At 53.5% G+C, this 16377-nt stretch carries 17 protein-coding genes and 1 other annotated feature; of the genes, 12 read left to right on the top strand and 5 right to left on the bottom strand.

Annotated features, from left to right (window positions below; all coding sequences use genetic code 11):
• Positions 1–47: 47 nt before the first annotated feature.
• Positions 48–380 (top strand): trp operon repressor, encoded by a 333-nt coding sequence (trpR, locus tag FN082_RS07710; RefSeq protein ID WP_139539359.1) that lies wholly within the window; start codon positions 48–50, stop codon positions 378–380.
• Here trpR and yjjX read toward each other — a convergent pair.
• Positions 367–882: an inosine/xanthosine triphosphatase gene (gene yjjX, locus FN082_RS07705; RefSeq protein WP_139539360.1), complete on the bottom strand. Its 516-nt coding sequence runs from the start codon at positions 880–882 to the stop codon at positions 367–369. The two genes, trpR and yjjX, sit on opposite strands and share 14 nt — an antisense overlap.
• Positions 883–996: 114 nt before the next feature.
• Here yjjX and gpmB point away from each other — a divergent pair, with 114 nt between their 5' ends.
• On the top strand, positions 997–1644 hold the full coding sequence (gene gpmB, locus FN082_RS07700) for a 2,3-diphosphoglycerate-dependent phosphoglycerate mutase GpmB (RefSeq protein ID WP_142462208.1): 648 nt from the start codon (positions 997–999) through the stop codon (positions 1642–1644).
• Here gpmB and robA read toward each other — a convergent pair.
• Positions 1641–2510, bottom strand: a complete 870-nt coding sequence (gene robA, locus FN082_RS07695) for an MDR efflux pump AcrAB transcriptional activator RobA (protein ID WP_139539362.1) — start codon at positions 2508–2510, stop codon at positions 1641–1643. The two genes, gpmB and robA, sit on opposite strands and share 4 nt — an antisense overlap.
• Before the next feature lie 209 nt (positions 2511–2719).
• On the opposite strand from robA, the gene creA reads away from it, so the two are divergent.
• The 4 genes from creA to creD are packed head-to-tail and all read left to right on the top strand — an operon-like array spanning position 2720 to position 6735.
• Complete coding sequence (gene creA / locus FN082_RS07690) at positions 2720–3193, top strand: protein CreA (protein ID WP_139539363.1); 474 nt, start codon at positions 2720–2722, stop codon at positions 3191–3193.
• A 12-nt stretch (positions 3194–3205) separates the two neighbouring features.
• Positions 3206–3895, top strand: a complete 690-nt coding sequence (creB, locus tag FN082_RS07685) for a two-component system response regulator CreB (RefSeq protein ID WP_142981386.1) — start codon at positions 3206–3208, stop codon at positions 3893–3895.
• On the top strand, positions 3895–5319 hold the full coding sequence (gene creC, locus FN082_RS07680) for a two-component system sensor histidine kinase CreC (protein ID WP_142981385.1): 1425 nt from the start codon (positions 3895–3897) through the stop codon (positions 5317–5319). The genes creB and creC overlap by 1 nt, the downstream gene beginning before the upstream one ends.
• A gap of 57 nt (positions 5320–5376) precedes the next feature.
• The gene (creD, locus tag FN082_RS07675; RefSeq protein WP_185932110.1) at positions 5377–6735 is read left to right on the top strand and encodes a cell envelope integrity protein CreD; all 1359 of its coding nucleotides are present in this window, start codon (positions 5377–5379) and stop codon (positions 6733–6735) included.
• A 54-nt stretch (positions 6736–6789) separates the two neighbouring features.
• On the opposite strand, the gene arcA is transcribed toward creD, so the two are convergent.
• Entirely contained in the window at positions 6790–7506 is a 717-nt protein-coding gene (gene arcA, locus FN082_RS07670) for a two-component system response regulator ArcA (RefSeq protein WP_004132265.1), read from the bottom strand.
• Between the two features lie 95 nt (positions 7507–7601).
• On the opposite strand from arcA, the gene yjjY reads away from it, so the two are divergent.
• From yjjY to thrC, 6 genes are all read left to right on the top strand, one after another.
• Positions 7602–7742 (top strand): YjjY family protein, encoded by a 141-nt coding sequence (gene yjjY / locus FN082_RS07665; protein WP_001541509.1) that lies wholly within the window; start codon positions 7602–7604, stop codon positions 7740–7742.
• A 399-nt stretch (positions 7743–8141) separates the two neighbouring features.
• Positions 8142–8828 carry a tRNA/rRNA methyltransferase gene (locus FN082_RS07660; RefSeq protein ID WP_142462211.1) on the top strand — a complete coding sequence of 229 codons (687 nt, stop codon included), beginning with the start codon at positions 8142–8144 and terminating at the stop codon, positions 8826–8828.
• A gap of 212 nt (positions 8829–9040) precedes the next feature.
• Positions 9041–9109 carry a thr operon leader peptide gene (gene thrL, locus FN082_RS07655; protein ID WP_004222578.1) on the top strand — a complete coding sequence of 23 codons (69 nt, stop codon included), beginning with the start codon at positions 9041–9043 and terminating at the stop codon, positions 9107–9109.
• Positions 9048–9165 (top strand) — a sequence feature (Thr leader region). Its footprint overlaps the gene before it by 62 nt.
• A gap of 26 nt (positions 9166–9191) precedes the next feature.
• Positions 9192–11654, top strand: coding sequence for a bifunctional aspartate kinase/homoserine dehydrogenase I (gene thrA, locus FN082_RS07650; RefSeq protein WP_139536852.1), 2463 nt, complete (start codon positions 9192–9194; stop codon positions 11652–11654).
• A gap of 1 nt (position 11655) precedes the next feature.
• Entirely contained in the window at positions 11656–12585 is a 930-nt protein-coding gene (gene thrB / locus FN082_RS07645; RefSeq protein ID WP_142462213.1) for a homoserine kinase, read from the top strand.
• 3 nt (positions 12586–12588) lie between these two features.
• Positions 12589–13869, top strand: coding sequence for a threonine synthase (gene thrC / locus FN082_RS07640; RefSeq protein ID WP_139536854.1), 1281 nt, complete (start codon positions 12589–12591; stop codon positions 13867–13869).
• Positions 13870–13921: 52 nt separating this feature from the next.
• On the opposite strand, the gene yaaA is transcribed toward thrC, so the two are convergent.
• Together yaaA and FN082_RS07630 are read right to left on the bottom strand one after the other, a co-directional pair.
• Entirely contained in the window at positions 13922–14695 is a 774-nt protein-coding gene (gene yaaA / locus FN082_RS07635; RefSeq protein ID WP_142981384.1) for a peroxide stress protein YaaA, read from the bottom strand.
• Positions 14696–14772: 77 nt separating this feature from the next.
• Positions 14773–16203, bottom strand: coding sequence for an alanine/glycine:cation symporter family protein (locus tag FN082_RS07630; protein ID WP_139536856.1), 1431 nt, complete (start codon positions 16201–16203; stop codon positions 14773–14775).
• Between the last annotated feature and the right edge of the window lie 174 nt (positions 16204–16377).

The following is a 16377-nucleotide window of genomic DNA, read 5'->3' as shown; positions in this document are numbered from 1 at the left end:
GTTATGCTTTGTACTCGTTAGTGAGTACATTCGACAGGTGGCGTAACATGACCCAACAATCCCCCTATTCAGCGGCGGTAGCCGAACAGCGTCATCAGGAGTGGCTGCGCTTTGTCGCTCTCTTGCAGCAAGCGTACGCCGACGATTTACATCTGCCGCTCTTACAGCTCATGCTGACGCCCGACGAACGTGAGGCGCTGGGCACGCGGGTGCGCATCATTGAAGAGTTGCTGCGCGGCGAGATGAGCCAGCGCGAGCTGAAAAACGAACTCGGTGCCGGGATCGCTACCATCACTCGCGGTTCGAATAGCCTGAAGTCAGCCCCGCCGGAACTGCGCCAGTGGCTGGAGCAGGCATTACTGAAGGCTAACGATAAATAGCGTTATGGAACGGGCTGAGCGCCAGCACGACCGCTTGATGGTAAACGCTGCTGCGCGTAAGCTTCCCGGCGGTAAACACGCCAATAGCACCTTCTTTACGACCAATTTCATCGATGCCGGTATGTTGAGACATCACCGGCCCCAGCGCTTCTCCTGCCAGGACTTTTTCAAGGATGGTTTGCGGTAGCGGCAGTGTTGCCGAACGCGCTTCGCCGCGCAGGCTGCCGTCGTCGATCACCACCCAACTGAACGTACTGCCTTCGTCGATACCGGCTTCAATGGCGACCCAGAAGTCGGCATTTGGCTGCGCACGGCGTGCGTTAGCCACGCGATTTCGTGCGCCAGCGCGCGTTTCCTCACTGCCAAAAGGCTGTTCCGGCACGCCGCTCTCGACGGAGACGGACTCAATATGGCAGGATCCTTCACCGAAGATCTCGTTAAAAGCCTGCAGAATTGCCTGAATTTTGGCGGGATTAGTGGTAGCTGAGACAACATGGTGCATAATCAAAACAACTCAGAATTACTAAACATCATCGCAGTATACTCCAAATCATTGTTGTTGCAGGCGGCTATGCTTGTAGCTCGATGGTTAAGAGCTCAGAACGGATAATAAAGCATGTTAGAGGTATACCTTGTTCGCCACGGCGAAACGCAGTGGAACGCCGAGCGACGTATTCAGGGCCAGTCCGACAGTCCGCTTACCGCCCACGGTGAGCGCCAGGCCTGGCAGGTGGGCGAGCGCGCCAGAACGTTGGGGATAACGCATATTATCGCCAGCGACTTAGGTCGCACGCGGCGTACCGCAGAGATCATCGCTGAAGCCTGCGGTTGCAACGTCATGACGGATTCACGCTTGCGTGAGCTGGATATGGGCGTGCTTGAGAAACGCCATATCGACTCGCTGAGCGAAGAAGAAGAGGGCTGGCGTCGGCAACTGGTTAACGGCACGCCCGACGGTCGTATTCCGCAAGGCGAGTCAATGCAGGAGCTGAGCGACCGTATGCATGCGGCGCTGGCGTCTTGCCTGGAACTGCCAGCGGGAAGCCGGCCGCTGCTGGTGAGTCATGGGATGGCGCTGGGCTGTTTGGTGAGTACGATTCTTGGCTTGCCGGCTTATGCTGAACGTCGCTTGCGTTTGCGCAACTGCTCCATTTCCCGCGTTGATTATCAACAAAGCCCCTGGCTGGCATCAGGTTGGGTCGTAGAAACCGCGGGGGATGTTTCGCATCTTGATGCCCCCGCGATGGATGAACTACAGCGTTAACGACGAATCGGGATCAGGTACTCGCAGCGTAGCTGAATGGGCGGTTCCTGGTTCCGGCTTTCATCTTCCGGGAAGAAACGCTCAATATCCAGGCCTTTACGGCGGGTGAGGTTGAGCATCGGCATGCAGGTGCCGTAGACCGTCAGGATAAACTCCTGCAGCCCGGTCCCCAATCCTTCGTAGGTAAACATCACGTACTCGCCGCCTTCCAGAGTGACCGGATGGGCATTGTGCAGGTGACCGTTTGCCAGCTCCGGCGTCAGCGCGGTGGTGTAGAACACCTCCTGCTCATCGTCTTTATCAAGGCTCGGACGCGGTTCATGCAGGCCGTAAAGCGTCGGGGGAATCGACGGCGTATTGGCGAGGAATTCACGCCAGAACTGCACGCGCATCTGATTACGGAAGTCGGAGATCTCTTCCAGCTTACAGGTATAGCTCTGGGTTACGCCGACCAGTTGCGTAGTGTTCAGCGTGACGAATTCATGCTGCGGCATGGTGAACTCGCCCAGACGCAGCGGAGGGCGCATCCCGAAAGAGCTCCAGTCAGGGGAACGTCGGTAAAGGGCTGGCGTCAGCGAGAACTGCTTCTTGAACGCGCGAGTAAACGTCTGCTGTGAGTCGAAACGATACTGTAGAGCAATATCGAGAATCGGACGCGCGGTCAGGCGTAGGGCAACCGCCGACTTGGATAAACGACGGGCGCGAATATAGGCACCGATGGCGTGGCCGGTTACGTCCTTGAACATTCTTTGTAAATGCCACTTGGAATAGCCTGCCTTCGCTGCCACATTGTCCAGTGAGAGTGGTTGATCCAGGTGACCTTCCAGCCAGCTAAGGAGATCGCGAATAATCCCTGCTTGATCCATAAAATATCCCCATCCTTAAACTCAGGTGCCTGATACTAAAGGTAGCGGATAATAGCATTTTTTGATGTTTTAGCATTCAGTGTTTTTTTTGCTTTTAAATGCGATTATTCCAGAAGTTTCAGTGGTAATTTTGTAAAGCTGTGATCTATAAAACTTTTCTTCTTAATGTGTGATAATCACTCAGCTAAATTTTTAAGAATGGTAACAATATGAAATACAAGAAGTTAGTTGCGGGAATGTTTTTACTCGTCGGTTGTCAGATGGCGCAGGCGGAGCAAATTGGCTCTGTGGATACCGTGTTTAAGTTTCTCGGTCCGGACCATAAGATCGTCGTTGAGGCCTTTGACGACCCTGATGTTCAGAACGTGACGTGCTATATCAGCCGGGCGAAAACCGGGGGAATTAAAGGCGGCCTGGGATTGGCGGAAGATACCTCTGATGCCGCGATATCCTGTCAGCAGGTGGGGCCCATTGAGCTGACGGATAAAATCAAAAAAGGCAAAACCCAGGGCGATGTGGTCTTCCAGAAGCGCACTTCGCTGGTATTTAAAAAGCTGCAGGTCGTGCGTTTTTACGATACCAAACGTAACGCGCTGGTCTATCTGACCTATTCGGATAAAATCGTTGACGGCTCGCCGAAGAATGCCATTAGCGCGGTGCCGATTATGCCATGGAATAAATAACAGGGAACGCCGATGCAACAACCGCGGATCTGGTTGGTGGAAGATGAGCTGAGCATTGCGGACACGCTCGTCTACATGCTGCAACAAGAAGGATTTGTCGTTACGGCGTTTGAACGTGGACTGCCTGCACTTGATGCGGCCCACCTTCAGGTACCCGACCTGGCGATTCTGGATGTCGGGCTGCCCGATATCAGCGGCTTTGAACTATGCCGTCGACTGCTGGCCCGCCATCCGGCGCTGCCGGTGCTGTTCCTCACCGCGCGCAGCGAAGAGGTGGATAAACTGCTTGGCCTGGAAATCGGCGCTGATGATTATATCGCCAAGCCTTTTTCCCCTCGCGAAGTCTGCGCCAGAGTTCGTACCGTTCTGCGGCGGCTGCAGAAATTCGCGGCTCCTTCACCGCTATTATGCGTGGGGGAGTTTACGCTAAATGATGCCGCGGCTCAGGTGACGTGGTGCGGTCAATCGTTGAATCTGACTCGCTATGAGTTTTTGTTATTAAAAACGCTGCTTCACTCCCCGGGCCGTATTTTTTCCCGCCAGCAGCTTATGGAGCAGGTATGGGGGGACGCAAACGAGAGCTTCGATCGCACCGTGGATACTCATATCAAAACCCTGTGCGCTAAGCTGCGCGAAGTGAATCCCAATATCTCTCCCATCAATACGCATCGTGGCATGGGATATAGCCTTGGAGGCTCCTGATGCGCATCGGTATGCGGCTGCTGCTGGGCTACTTTTTGATTGTGGCGATTGCCGCGTGGTTTGTTCTCTCCATTTTCGTTCAGGAGATTAAGCCCGGCGTACGGCGGGCAACGGAAGGCACGCTGATCGATACCGCCACTTTGCTCGCTGAGTTGGCTCGTGAGGATCTGCTTTCCGCCGACCCGCAGCATGGACGCCTGGCCCAGGCCTTTCAGACGCTTCATCGTCAGTCGATCAACGCTAACATTGCCGGTATTAATAAGGTCCGCAATGAATATCACGTCTACATGACCGATGCGCAGGGGAAGGTGGTTTTTGACTCAGCTGGTAAAGCGCTGGGGCAAGACTACTCTCGCTGGAATGATGTCTGGCTCACTCTACGCGGCCAATACGGCGCGCGCAGCACGCGCAGCGACCCGAACGATGATAACAGTTCGATTATGTATATCGCCGCACCGGTCACTGATAGTGGTCGAATTATTGGGGTGTTGAGCGTCGGCAAACCGAACCTGGCCATGGCACCGGTTATCAAACGTAGCGAGCGGCGTATTCTGTGGGCAAGCGGCGCGCTGCTGGGCATCGCGCTACTGATTGGCATCGGAATGGTATGGTGGATTAACTTCTCCATCGGCAAGCTGGTGCGCTACGCGGACTCCGTGACCGCCGGGCGTCCGGTTCCGCTGCCAAACGTGGGGAGTAGCGAATTGCGTAAGCTGGCGCAGGCGCTGGAGAGCATGCGTGTTAAGCTGGAGGGTAAAAATGCGATTGAGAACTATGTGTATGTGCTGACCCATGAACTGAAAAGCCCGCTGGCGGCGATTCGCGGCGCGGCAGAAATTCTCCATGAAGGCCCGCCCCCTGAAGTTGTTGCGCGTTTCACCGGCAATATTCTGGCGCAAAATGCGCGAATGCAGTCTTTAGTGGAAAACCTGCTCCAGCAGGCCCGGCTGGAGAATCGTCTGGAGATTTCCCGTCGCCCGGTCCCTGTTTCTGAGCTTTTTAACCGTCTGGCCGAAGAGCGCGAAATCGCGTTAGCGGCGAAAAAACTTACGCTGCGTTGGCAGGAAACGTCTCTGACGGTTGAGGGCGATCGCGAGCTTTTGGCGCAGGCGTTAGGTAATTTGCTGGATAATGCCATCGACTTCACGCCAACTGAAGGCGAGATCCTGTTGCGGGCTGAGGAAAGCGATGGCGGTGTGCTGTTAACCGTGAGCGATACGGGTAGCGGTATTCCAGATTATGCCCTGGGACGCATCTTTGAGCGCTTCTATTCTTTACCGCGTGAAAATGGCCATAAAAGCAGTGGCCTGGGTTTGGCATTTGTTCGTGAAGTCGCACGCCTGCATCAGGGGGATATCCAACTGATTAATCGCCCTGAAGGCGGCGTGTGCGCGTTGCTGAGACTTCACGCTCACTTCACATAGCTTCAAACTCCCCCCACATAGCCCCGTTAAGGTGAACACATCACTAAGGAGAGGGCTATGTTGAAATCACCATTATTCTGGAAAATGAGCACCCTGTTGGGATGCATTTTATTGCTATCGATCCCGCTAATGATCGTCAGGCAGCTGATTGTGGAACGCGCGGACTATCGCAGCGATGTGGTGGATGCGCTGGAGAGCAGTACCAGCGGGTCGCAGAAGCTGACCGGGCCGCTGATTGCCATTCCTGTCACCGAAACATTGACCTGTATCGAAGATAAAAAAGAGGTGACATATGAGCGTAGCTGGGTGCATTACTGGTTACCGGAATCGCTGGCGATTGCCGGAAAGCAGAACGTTGAATCGCGGAAAATCGGTATTTATGAAGGCCAGATTTGGCACAACGATCTTGGGATTAAGGCGCAGTTTGATGCTTCTCGTCTGTCTGAACTCAGAAAAGATAATATTACGTTGGGTAAACCGGTTATGGTGGTCGGCGTCAGCGATGCGCGCGGGATTGGTACCATTATAGCTCCGAAGATTAACGGCGAGGCGCTTCCTGTAGAACCAGGAATTGGTATCAGCGGTAGCGGAGAGGGAATTCATATGCCAATGCCGCTACTATCTCCTGAACAAAAAACGCTGGATGTTGAATTCACACTGAATCTGAACGGAACCGGGAGCTTCTCAGTCGTGCCGCTCGGACGTAACAGTGAGCTACAGCTTGCCAGCAATTGGGCGCATCCTGGCTTTCTGGGCGATTTTCTGCCGGTTAACCGTGAGATCACTCCCACTGGCTATAGCGCGCACTGGCAAAGTAGCTGGTTTGCAAACAATATGGCCCGTTTTTTCGTAGACGATCGGGAGATTGAGTGGCGTCAGTTGCCTGCTTTCAATGTTAACGTCACGACCCCTGCCGATCAGTATCAGTTGACTGATCGGGCAACCAAGTATGCCATTCTTTTGATTTCACTGACGTTCATGGCCTTTTTCGTTTTCGAAAGCCTGACCCAGTGCCGTTTACACCCGATGCAGTATCTGCTGGTTGGTTTGTCGTTGGTGATGTTTTATCTGGTGCTGCTGGCATTGTCCGAACATATCGGTTTTACGTCTTCATGGATCGTTGCCAGCCTGATAGGGGCGCTGATCAATGGAGTATATCTGCAAGCAGTTCTGAAAGGATGGCGTAATAGTCTGCTTTTCGTCTGCGCCTTGCTGTTGCTGGATAGCGTTATGTGGATGCTGTTACGTTCGGAAGATAGCGCATTGCTATTGGGAACCGGGGTGCTGCTGTTGGCGCTCAGCGCGCTAATGTTCCTGACCCGTCGCGTTGACTGGTATGCGCTATCTCTCCCAAAGCCGAAAGAAAAACAGCCTGATGGCGGTGAAGATAACGATAAGCTGAGGATCTGGAAATAAAAAAAACGGCGCGAATAGCGCCGTTTTTACGTTATGACAGCAAGAAAAACCTGGTTATTCCTGCAGGTCTCCACAGAAGCGGTACCCCTCGCCATGGATAGTGGCGATAATTTCCGGGGTATCCGGAGTGGACTCAAAATGCTTACGAATGCGGCGGATGGTCACGTCCACGGTACGGTCGTGCGGCTTAAGCTCACGGCCGGTCATTTTCTTCAGCAGTTCTGCACGCGACTGGATTTTGCCCGGATTTTCGCAGAAGTGCAGCATGGCGCGGAATTCACTGCGCGGCAGCTTGTACTGCTCACCATTTGGGCTTACCAGCGAACGGCTATTGATATCCAGCTCCCAGCCGTTGAACTTATAGCTTTCTACGCTACGGCGCTCTTCGCTCGGGGTACCCAGGTTCATGGTACGGGAGAGCAGGTTGCGCGCGCGAATCGTCAGTTCACGTGGGTTGAACGGTTTAGTGATATAGTCATCGGCGCCGATTTCGAGGCCCAGAATTTTATCCACTTCGTTATCGCGACCGGTAAGGAACATCAGCGCGACGTCTGCCTGTTCACGCAGTTCGCGCGCTAGCAGGAGGCCATTTTTACCTGGTAGGTTGATATCCATGATTACCAGGTTGATATCATTTTCAGACAGGATCTGATGCATTTCCGCGCCATCGGTCGCTTCGAATACATCATAGCCTTCTGCTTCGAAAATACTTTTTAACGTGTTGCGTGTTACCAACTCGTCTTCAACGATAAGAATGTGCGGGGTCTGCATGTTTGCTACCTAAATTGCCAACTAAATCGAAACAGGAAGTACCAAAGTCCCTGACCTGCCTGGTACATGTCGCAAATTAACATGCCCGGCGTAACATGACTAAAGTACGTAATTGCGTTCTTGATGCACTTTCCATCAACGTCAACAACATCATTAGCTTGGTCGTGGGTACTTTCCCTCTGGACCCGACGGTGTCAAAAACGGCTGTCATCCTAACCATTTTAACAGCAACATAACAGGCTAAGAGAGGCCTGACACCCAATAAAACTACGCTTCGTTGACATATATCAAGTTCAATTGTAGCACGTTAACAGTCTTGTGAAATCATTGCATCGAAATGCGATTCATAGTCACAATTCATACACGGCTCAATTAGTTGCGTTGAGAAAATAATAAACATGGTGAATCCAACGTCTGAAAACGTGCCTGGATATAAATTTCATTGCCAAACATACGGATAAAGACGTTCTGTTAACATACTCCGTGTCATGGGGACTTGGGAATAGTTTAGTTTTTTTTATGGGTGATAAAGCTCAAATTTAGTGATTTTTGTTGCAAATTTGTAAATTTACGGCGCGTAAAATGAGGGTGTGAATAGTCATTCCCTCCGCCTAAAAAGGTAAAAGAGAAACCGAATGCGTTTATCAATTGTATTAGTGTCCCCGGCTCGGGCAGAGAACGTTGGCGCAGCTGCGCGAGCGATGAAAACAATGGGGTTTAGCGATATGCGTATCGTTGATAGCGATGCGCATTTGCAGCCTGCCGCGCGCTGGGTGGCGCACGGATCCGGCGATATCCTCGATAATATCAGCACTTTTGCTACGCTGGAGCAGGCGCTGCATGACGTGGATTTTACCGTTGCCACGACTGCCCGCAGCCGGGCGCGTTTCCACTATTATGCGACGCCGCAGCAGCTATTACCGCTACTGGAGGAGAAAGCACAGTGGATGAATCATGCCGCGCTGGTGTTTGGTCGTGAGGATTCCGGGCTAACCAATGAAGAGCTTGCCCTGGCTGACGTGTTGACCGGCGTACCGATGGTAGCGGACTATCCCTCGCTGAATTTAGGGCAATCGGTAATGGTTTATTGCTATCAGTTGACTTCGCTGATGCAGCAAGCCCCGAAAATATCTGCAGGCGTGGATGAAAACCAGTTGCAGGCGCTACGTTCACGTACGCTCGATCTGTTGACCCGTCTCGGTGTTGGAGACGACATCAAACTTACCGATTGGCTACAGCAGCGAATCGGTCTTTTGCAACAGCGTGACACTGCAATGCTGCATCGCTTACTGCACGATATTGAAAAAAACCTATCAGAGTAAAGATCTGTAATATGATTTTAATATGGTTTAATGTGCTGATTGTTGGCGTTGCATTGCGTAAATACGGATGAGTTGTCAGGTTATTATGGCGTATTGGCTCGGTGCGTAAAAACGGGGTAAAAGTAGAAATTCGTTGACTTAGGTCGACAGATACTTTAACCAATATAGGCACAGGACACAGACAGATAAAAATTACAGAGTACACAACATCCATGAATCGCATCGGCATGATTACCACGATTATCACCACCACTATTACCACAGGTAACGGTGCGGGCTGACGCGTACAGGAAACACAGAAAAAAGCCCGCACCTGAACAGTGCGGGCTTTTTTTTTCGATAAAAAATTAAGGGGTCACAACCATGCGTGTGTTGAAGTTCGGCGGTACATCAGTGGCAAATGCAGAACGCTTTCTGCGAGTTGCCGATATTCTGGAAAGCAATGCCAGGCAGGGGCAGGTAGCGACCGTACTGTCTGCCCCCGCGAAGATTACTAACCATCTGGTTGCGATGATCGAAAAAACGATTGGCGGCCAGGATGCGCTGACCAATATCGCCGATGCCGAACGTATTTTCGCCGAACTTCTGCAAGGCCTCGCCGATGCCCAGCCAGGATTCCCGCTTGCTCAACTGAAAGTTTTTGTTGAACAAGAATTTGCGCAAATCAAACACGTTCTGCACGGTATTAGCCTGCTCGGACAGTGCCCGGATAGCGTCAATGCCTCTCTGATTTGCCGGGGTGAAAAGCTCTCTATCGCGATTATGGCCGGGCTGCTGGAAGCGCGCGGCCATAACGTCACGGTGATTAACCCGGTTGAAAAACTGCTTGCCGTCGGCCATTACCTCGAATCTACCGTTGATATTGCTGAATCGACTCGTCGTATTACTGCCAGCCAGATCCCGGCTGACCATATGGTGCTGATGGCGGGCTTTACCGCAGGCAACGAAAAGGGCGAGCTGGTGGTTCTCGGCCGTAACGGTTCTGACTACTCTGCTGCTGTACTGGCCGCCTGCCTGCGCGCTGACTGCTGTGAGATTTGGACTGACGTCGACGGTGTTTATACCTGTGACCCACGTCAGGTCCCTGATGCGCGCCTGCTGAAGTCGATGTCCTATCAGGAAGCGATGGAGCTTTCTTACTTCGGCGCGAAAGTTCTGCACCCGCGCACTATCGCGCCAATCGCCCAGTTCCAGATCCCTTGTTTAATTAAAAATACGGGCAATCCGCAAGCTCCTGGCACGCTAATCGGCGCCAGCCGTGATGAAGATGACCTGCCGGTTAAGGGGATCTCTAATCTTAACAATATGGCGATGTTCAACGTCTCCGGTCCGGGGATGAAGGGGATGGTTGGCATGGCGGCACGCGTATTCGCCACCATGTCCCGCGCGGGAATTTCGGTTGTTCTTATCACCCAGTCCTCTTCTGAATACAGTATCAGTTTCTGCGTACCGCAGAGCGACTGCGCGCGGGCGAAGCGAGTGATGGAAGATGAATTCTATCTGGAGCTGAAAGAGGGATTGCTTGAGCCGCTGTCGATCATGGAACGCCTGGCAATTATTTCGGTTGTCGGCGATGGCATGCGGACGCTACGCGGGATTTCGGCCAAATTCTTCGCTGCGCTGGCGCGCGCCAATATCAACATTGTGGCGATTGCGCAGGGCTCTTCCGAACGTTCTATCTCCGTTGTTGTTAGTAATGATGACGCGACAACCGGCGTGCGCGTGACTCACCAGATGCTGTTCAATACCGATCAGGTCATTGAAGTGTTTGTCATTGGTATCGGCGGCGTCGGCGGCGCGCTAATCGAACAGATCAAGCGTCAACAAAGCTGGTTGAAGAGTAAACATATCGACCTGCGCGTATGTGGCGTAGCGAACTCGCGCGCTTTACTGACCAGCGTGCATGGTTTGAACCTTGAACACTGGCGCGATGAGCTGGCGGAAGCCAAAGAGGCGTTCAATCTGGGCCGACTTATTCGTCTGGTGAAAGAGTATCACCTGCTGAACCCGGTGATTGTTGACTGTACTTCCAGCCAGGCGGTGGCCGACCAGTACGCCGATTTCCTGCGCGAAGGCTTCCACGTGGTGACGCCGAACAAAAAGGCCAATACCTCATCGCTGGATTACTATCATCAGCTACGTCACGCAGCAAGCAGCTCGCGACGCAAGTTTCTATACGATACTAACGTCGGCGCGGGCCTGCCGGTCATTGAAAACTTGCAAAATCTGCTGAATGCGGGTGATGAACTGCGGCATTTTTCCGGTATTCTTTCTGGCTCTCTGTCATTTATTTTCGGTAAGCTGGATGAAGGCGTGAGCTTCTCTGAGGCGACGAAGCTGGCGCGTGAGATGGGCTATACCGAGCCGGATCCGCGTGATGATCTTTCTGGCGTTGATGTGGCTCGTAAACTGTTGATCCTTGCCCGTGAAACCGGACGTGAACTGGAGCTGGCTGACATTATCGTCGAACCGGCGCTGCCGGCAGGCTTTGATGCCAGCGGCGATGTTGAAAGCTTTATGGCGCGCTTGCCTTCTCTGGATGACGAGTTTGCCTCGCGGGTCGCTAAAGCGCGCGATGAAGGTAAAGTCTTGCGCTATGTCGGTAACATCGAAGAGGATGGCTCCTGCTGCGTGAAAATTGCTGCAGTTGACGGCAACGATCCGCTATTCAAAGTGAAAAACGGCGAGAACGCGTTGGCTTTCTACAGCCACTATTATCAACCGTTGCCGCTGGTGCTGCGCGGCTATGGTGCGGGTAACGATGTGACGGCGGCGGGCGTATTCGCTGACCTGCTGCGTACCCTGTCATGGAAGTTAGGAGTTTAAGATGGTCAAAGTATATGCCCCGGCTTCCAGCGCCAATATGAGCGTCGGATTTGACGTGCTGGGCGCGGCGGTAACGCCGGTTGACGGCACTCTGCTGGGAGACAACGTCTCCGTTGAGGCGGCGACGAGCTTTAGCCTGCAAAACGTGGGTCGTTTCGCCAGCAAACTGCCGACGGCTCCGCAGGAAAATATTGTCTATCAATGCTGGGAGCGTTTTTGCCAGGAGATTGGCAAAAAGGTGCCGGTGGCGATGACGCTGGAAAAAAATATGCCGATCGGCTCCGGCCTGGGGTCCAGTGCTTGTTCCGTGGTTGCCGCGCTGGTGGCGATGAACGAATTCTGCGGTAAGCCGCTCAGTGAGACACGAATGCTGGCGCTGATGGGCGAGATGGAAGGGCGGATTTCCGGCAGCATTCACTATGATAACGTCGCCCCCTGCTATCTGGGCGGGATACAGTTGATGCTTGAGGAAAACGGCATCATCAGCCAGCAGATTCCGGCCTTTGACGAATGGCTGTGGGTGCTGGCCTATCCGGGGATTAAAGTCTCAACGGCGGAAGCGCGGGCAATCCTCCCTGCGCAGTATCGCCGTCAGGACTGTATTGCCCACGGCCGTCATCTGGCGGGCTTCATTCACGCCTGCTATTCCCGTCAGCCTCAGTTGGCGGCGAAATTGATGAAAGATGTGATTGCCGAACCGTATCGTACCAAACTACTGCCGGGCTTCAGCGAAGCGCGTCAGGCAGCAATGGAAATTGGCGCGCAGGCGTGCGGCATTTCCGGTTCCGGTCCAACGTTGTTCGCACTATGCGATAAACCGGAAACCGCGCAGCGCGTCGCCGACTGGCTGGCTACGCACTATCTGCAAAATCAGGAAGGCTTTGTTCATATTTGCCGGCTGGACACGGCGGGCGCTCGAGTAGTGGGATAATCAATGAAACTCTATAACTTAAAAGATCATAACGAACAGGTCAGCTTTGCGCAGGCCGTCACGCAGGGGCTTGGCAAGCATCAAGGGCTGTTCTTTCCGCACGATCTACCGGAATTTAGCCTGACTGAAATCGACGACATGCTGCAGCAGGATTTTGTCTCGCGTAGCGCGAAAATCTTGTCAGCGTTTATCGGCGACGAGATACCGCAGGATGTACTGCAAGAACGTATCGGCAACGCGTTTACCTTCCCGGCACCGGTAAGCAAAGTGCAGGACGATGTCGGCTGCCTGGAGCTGTTCCACGGTCCGACGCTGGCGTTTAAAGACTTCGGCGGCCGCTTTATGGCGCAAATGCTGACCCATATCGCGGGCGACAAACCGGTGACCATTCTGACGGCAACGTCCGGTGATACCGGCGCGGCGGTCGCGCATGCGTTCTATGGTCTGCCAAACGTCAAGGTCGTTATCCTGTATCCGCGCGGTAAAATTAGCCCGCTGCAGGAAAAGCTGTTCTGTACTCTGGGTGGCAACATTGAAACCGTTGCTATCGATGGCGATTTCGATGCCTGCCAGGCGCTGGTTAAGCAGGCTTTTGATGACGAAGAACTGAAAGTTGCGCTGGGGCTGAACTCGGCTAACTCAATCAATATCAGCCGCCTGCTGGCGCAGATTTGCTACTACTTTGAAGCCGTAGCGCAACTGCCGCAGGAAGCTCGTAATCAACTGGTTATCTCGGTGCCAAGCGGCAACTTTGGCGACCTGACTGCGGGTCTGCTGGCGAAATCTCTGGGTCTGCCGATCAAACGCTTTATCGCGGCGACGAACGCCAATGATACCGTACCGCGCTTCCTGCAGGACGGTAACTGGTCGCCGAAAGCGACGCAGGCCACGTTGTCTAACGCCATGGACGTCAGCCAGCCGAACAACTGGCCGCGTGTAGAAGAGCTGTTCCGCCGTAAAACCTGGCGTCTGAACGAGCTGGGCTACGCGGCAGTGGACGATGAGGTTACTAAAGATACCATGCGTGAGCTGAAAGCCATTGGCTATACCTCAGAACCGCATGCGGCCATTGCTTATCGTGCGCTGCGCGACCAGTTGCAGCCAGGCGAGTACGGCCTGTTCCTTGGCACGGCGCATCCGGCGAAATTTAAAGAGAGCGTGGAAGAGATCCTGCAAGAGACGCTGCCGCTGCCGAAAGAGCTGGCCGATCGCGCAGATCTGCCGCTGCTGTCACATAATCTGCCGGCCGATTTTGCCGCGCTGCGTAAGTTGATGATGGGTTAAGTTTGACTCAATGCGCCCCTGTTGCGCTATCCGCAGCAGGGGCGTTTGTTTCTTACTGCTCGTGGCGCTTAAATACCAGCTCGCTTTTACTCGAAGCATCAGCGTCAAAGAAATAACCTTCGCTATCAAAGCGGGTTAGTTGCTCCGGCGTGGTTAAGCGATTTTCAATGATGTAACGGCTCATTAAGCCGCGAGCTTTCTTGGCATAGAAGCTGATCACTTTGAACTTGCCGTTTTTCTCATCAAGGAAAACGGGTTTAATCAACTGACCCTCAAGCTGTTTAGGTTTGACCGATCTGAAGTACTCATCGGAGGCCAGGTTAACCACGATATCGTCACCCTGCGCTTTCAATGCCTGATTCAGCTTATCGGTGATCACCTCTCCCCAATACTGATACAGGTCTTTGCCTTTCGCGTTTTCAAGCTTAATCCCCATCTCCAGCCGATAAGGTTGCATCAGATCCAGCGGGCGCAGGACGCCATAAAGGCCGGAAAGCATCCGCAGATGCTGCTGGGCAAAATCAAAGTCGGCTTCGCTAAAGGTTTCTGCCCGCAGACCGGTGTAGACATCGCCCTTAAAAGCCAGAATTGCCTGGCGGGCGTTGTCCGGCGTGAAATTCGGATGCCAGTCGTGAAAACGGGTCGCATTGAGGTCAGCCAGCTTGTCGCTGATGCCCATCAGCTTACCTATTTGCGGTGCTGATAGCTGACGGGCGATGCCGATAAGCTCCTGAGAGTATTCCAGTAGTTCAGGCTGGGTATAGCGGGCCGTTGCCAGCGGGCTTTGATAATCGAGCGTTTTTGCAGGTGAAATCAGAATGAGCATATCCAGTCCTTGCAGGAGATTTTTGACGACTTTAGCAAAAAAACGCCATAGAGGGATCGATAGCTGCGATTGCCGCGCTATTCGCGCGGCAGATTATCCCAGGTACCCGGCACCAGCTGCTGATGGATTTCGGGGTAGCGGGTGACGTCAAATTCCGGTCGCTGGCCCAGCCGACGCTGGCGCAGGTAATCACTAGCAATGATGCGCACCGTCGGCGACAGCAGCAGAATCGCCGTCAGGTTAGTGATTGCCATGAGTGCCATGATGGTGTCCGCCATTTGCCAGACGACCGGTAAGCTGACTATTGCCCCGGTGATGACCATACACAGCGTGAAGATCCGCAGTGCCCAGATGTTGCGCTGGCTATCCATGCGCAGAAAAATAAGGTTATTTTCCGCGTAAACGTAGTTTGCAATGATGGAGCTGAAAGCGAAAAGCAGCACGATAAAAGCGACAAAGCTGGAGCCCCAACCGCCAACCAGACTGGTCATGGCGTGCTGAATGGCCTGAATCCCGTTAATGGCTTCTCCCTCGCTGCCATGCGGTGCGAGCATGATGATGACCGCGCTGGCGGTACAGATAACAATCGTGTCAATGAAGACGCCAATCATCTGCACGATCCCCTGCGCTGCGGGGTGAGGAGGCCATGAGGCCGCAGCCGCAGCGGCATTCGGCGTAGACCCCATTCCTGCTTCATTGGAAAACATACCGCGCTGAAAACCGCTGGTCAGCGCCTGGCTGATGGTATAGCCGACCGCGCCCGCAGCGGCTTCCTGCCAGCCGAAGGCGCAGCGGAAAATGGTTTCAAAAATTGCCGGGAGCGCGGTGATATGCCACAGGCTGATAAGCAGGCTGGCTATCACCCAAAGCAGAGCCATCACCGGTACGACCCACTGCATTAATCGCGCAACACCGCGAATGCCACGGACGATAACCAGCAGCGTCAGAACGGCCAGTACGCTGCCCGTAGCGAGTTCTGGCAAATGGAATGCATACTCCAGAGCATGGGCAACGGAGTTGGCCTGTACGGTGTTAAAAATAATGCCGTAGGCCAACAGCAGAAAAATGGAAAACAGGACGCCCATCCAGCGCATACCTAATCCCCTGGCCATATACCAGGCGGGGCCACCGCGAAACTGCCCACGGGAATCGCGTTCTTTATAAAGCTGGGCGAGAGAGCATTCGGCGAAGCTGCTGGCCATTCCGAGCAGCGCAGAGACCCACATCCAAAAAACGGCACCCGGACCGCCTGCGGCAATAGCTAGCGCGACGCCAGCCAGATTACCGCTACCCACACGCGCAGCCAGGCTCATGCACAGCGCCTGAAAGGAAGTTAACCCCCCAGGCTGCGGCTGAATGCTTTTTTTCAGACTTTTGCTGAACTGGCGAATATAACGGAACTGAATATATTTTGTTCGCCAGGTAAACCATATACCCGCGCCCAGTAACAGGTAAATCATTACCGAGCCCCAGAGTATTTCATTGATAAAAGACAGAAAATCAGGCATTAAACATCCTCTTGTCCATGCCGGTGCGCAAGTGTAAACGCTACCAATTCAGTGACAATCCTTTAGTGTTCAGATAATTAATTGACTCAGTTTATCACACTCTGCGCTCTCGCATTGTAGGCGGTTGCGCTGACCCGGCAGCGTGTTATCATCTTGGCAGACCGGTTACATCCC

The sequence above is a fragment of the Klebsiella spallanzanii genome (assembly GCF_902158555.1).
In the GTDB taxonomy this organism is placed as follows: Bacteria; Pseudomonadota; Gammaproteobacteria; order Enterobacterales; family Enterobacteriaceae; genus Klebsiella; species Klebsiella spallanzanii.
This window is presented reverse-complemented; position numbering and strand designations above follow the sequence as displayed.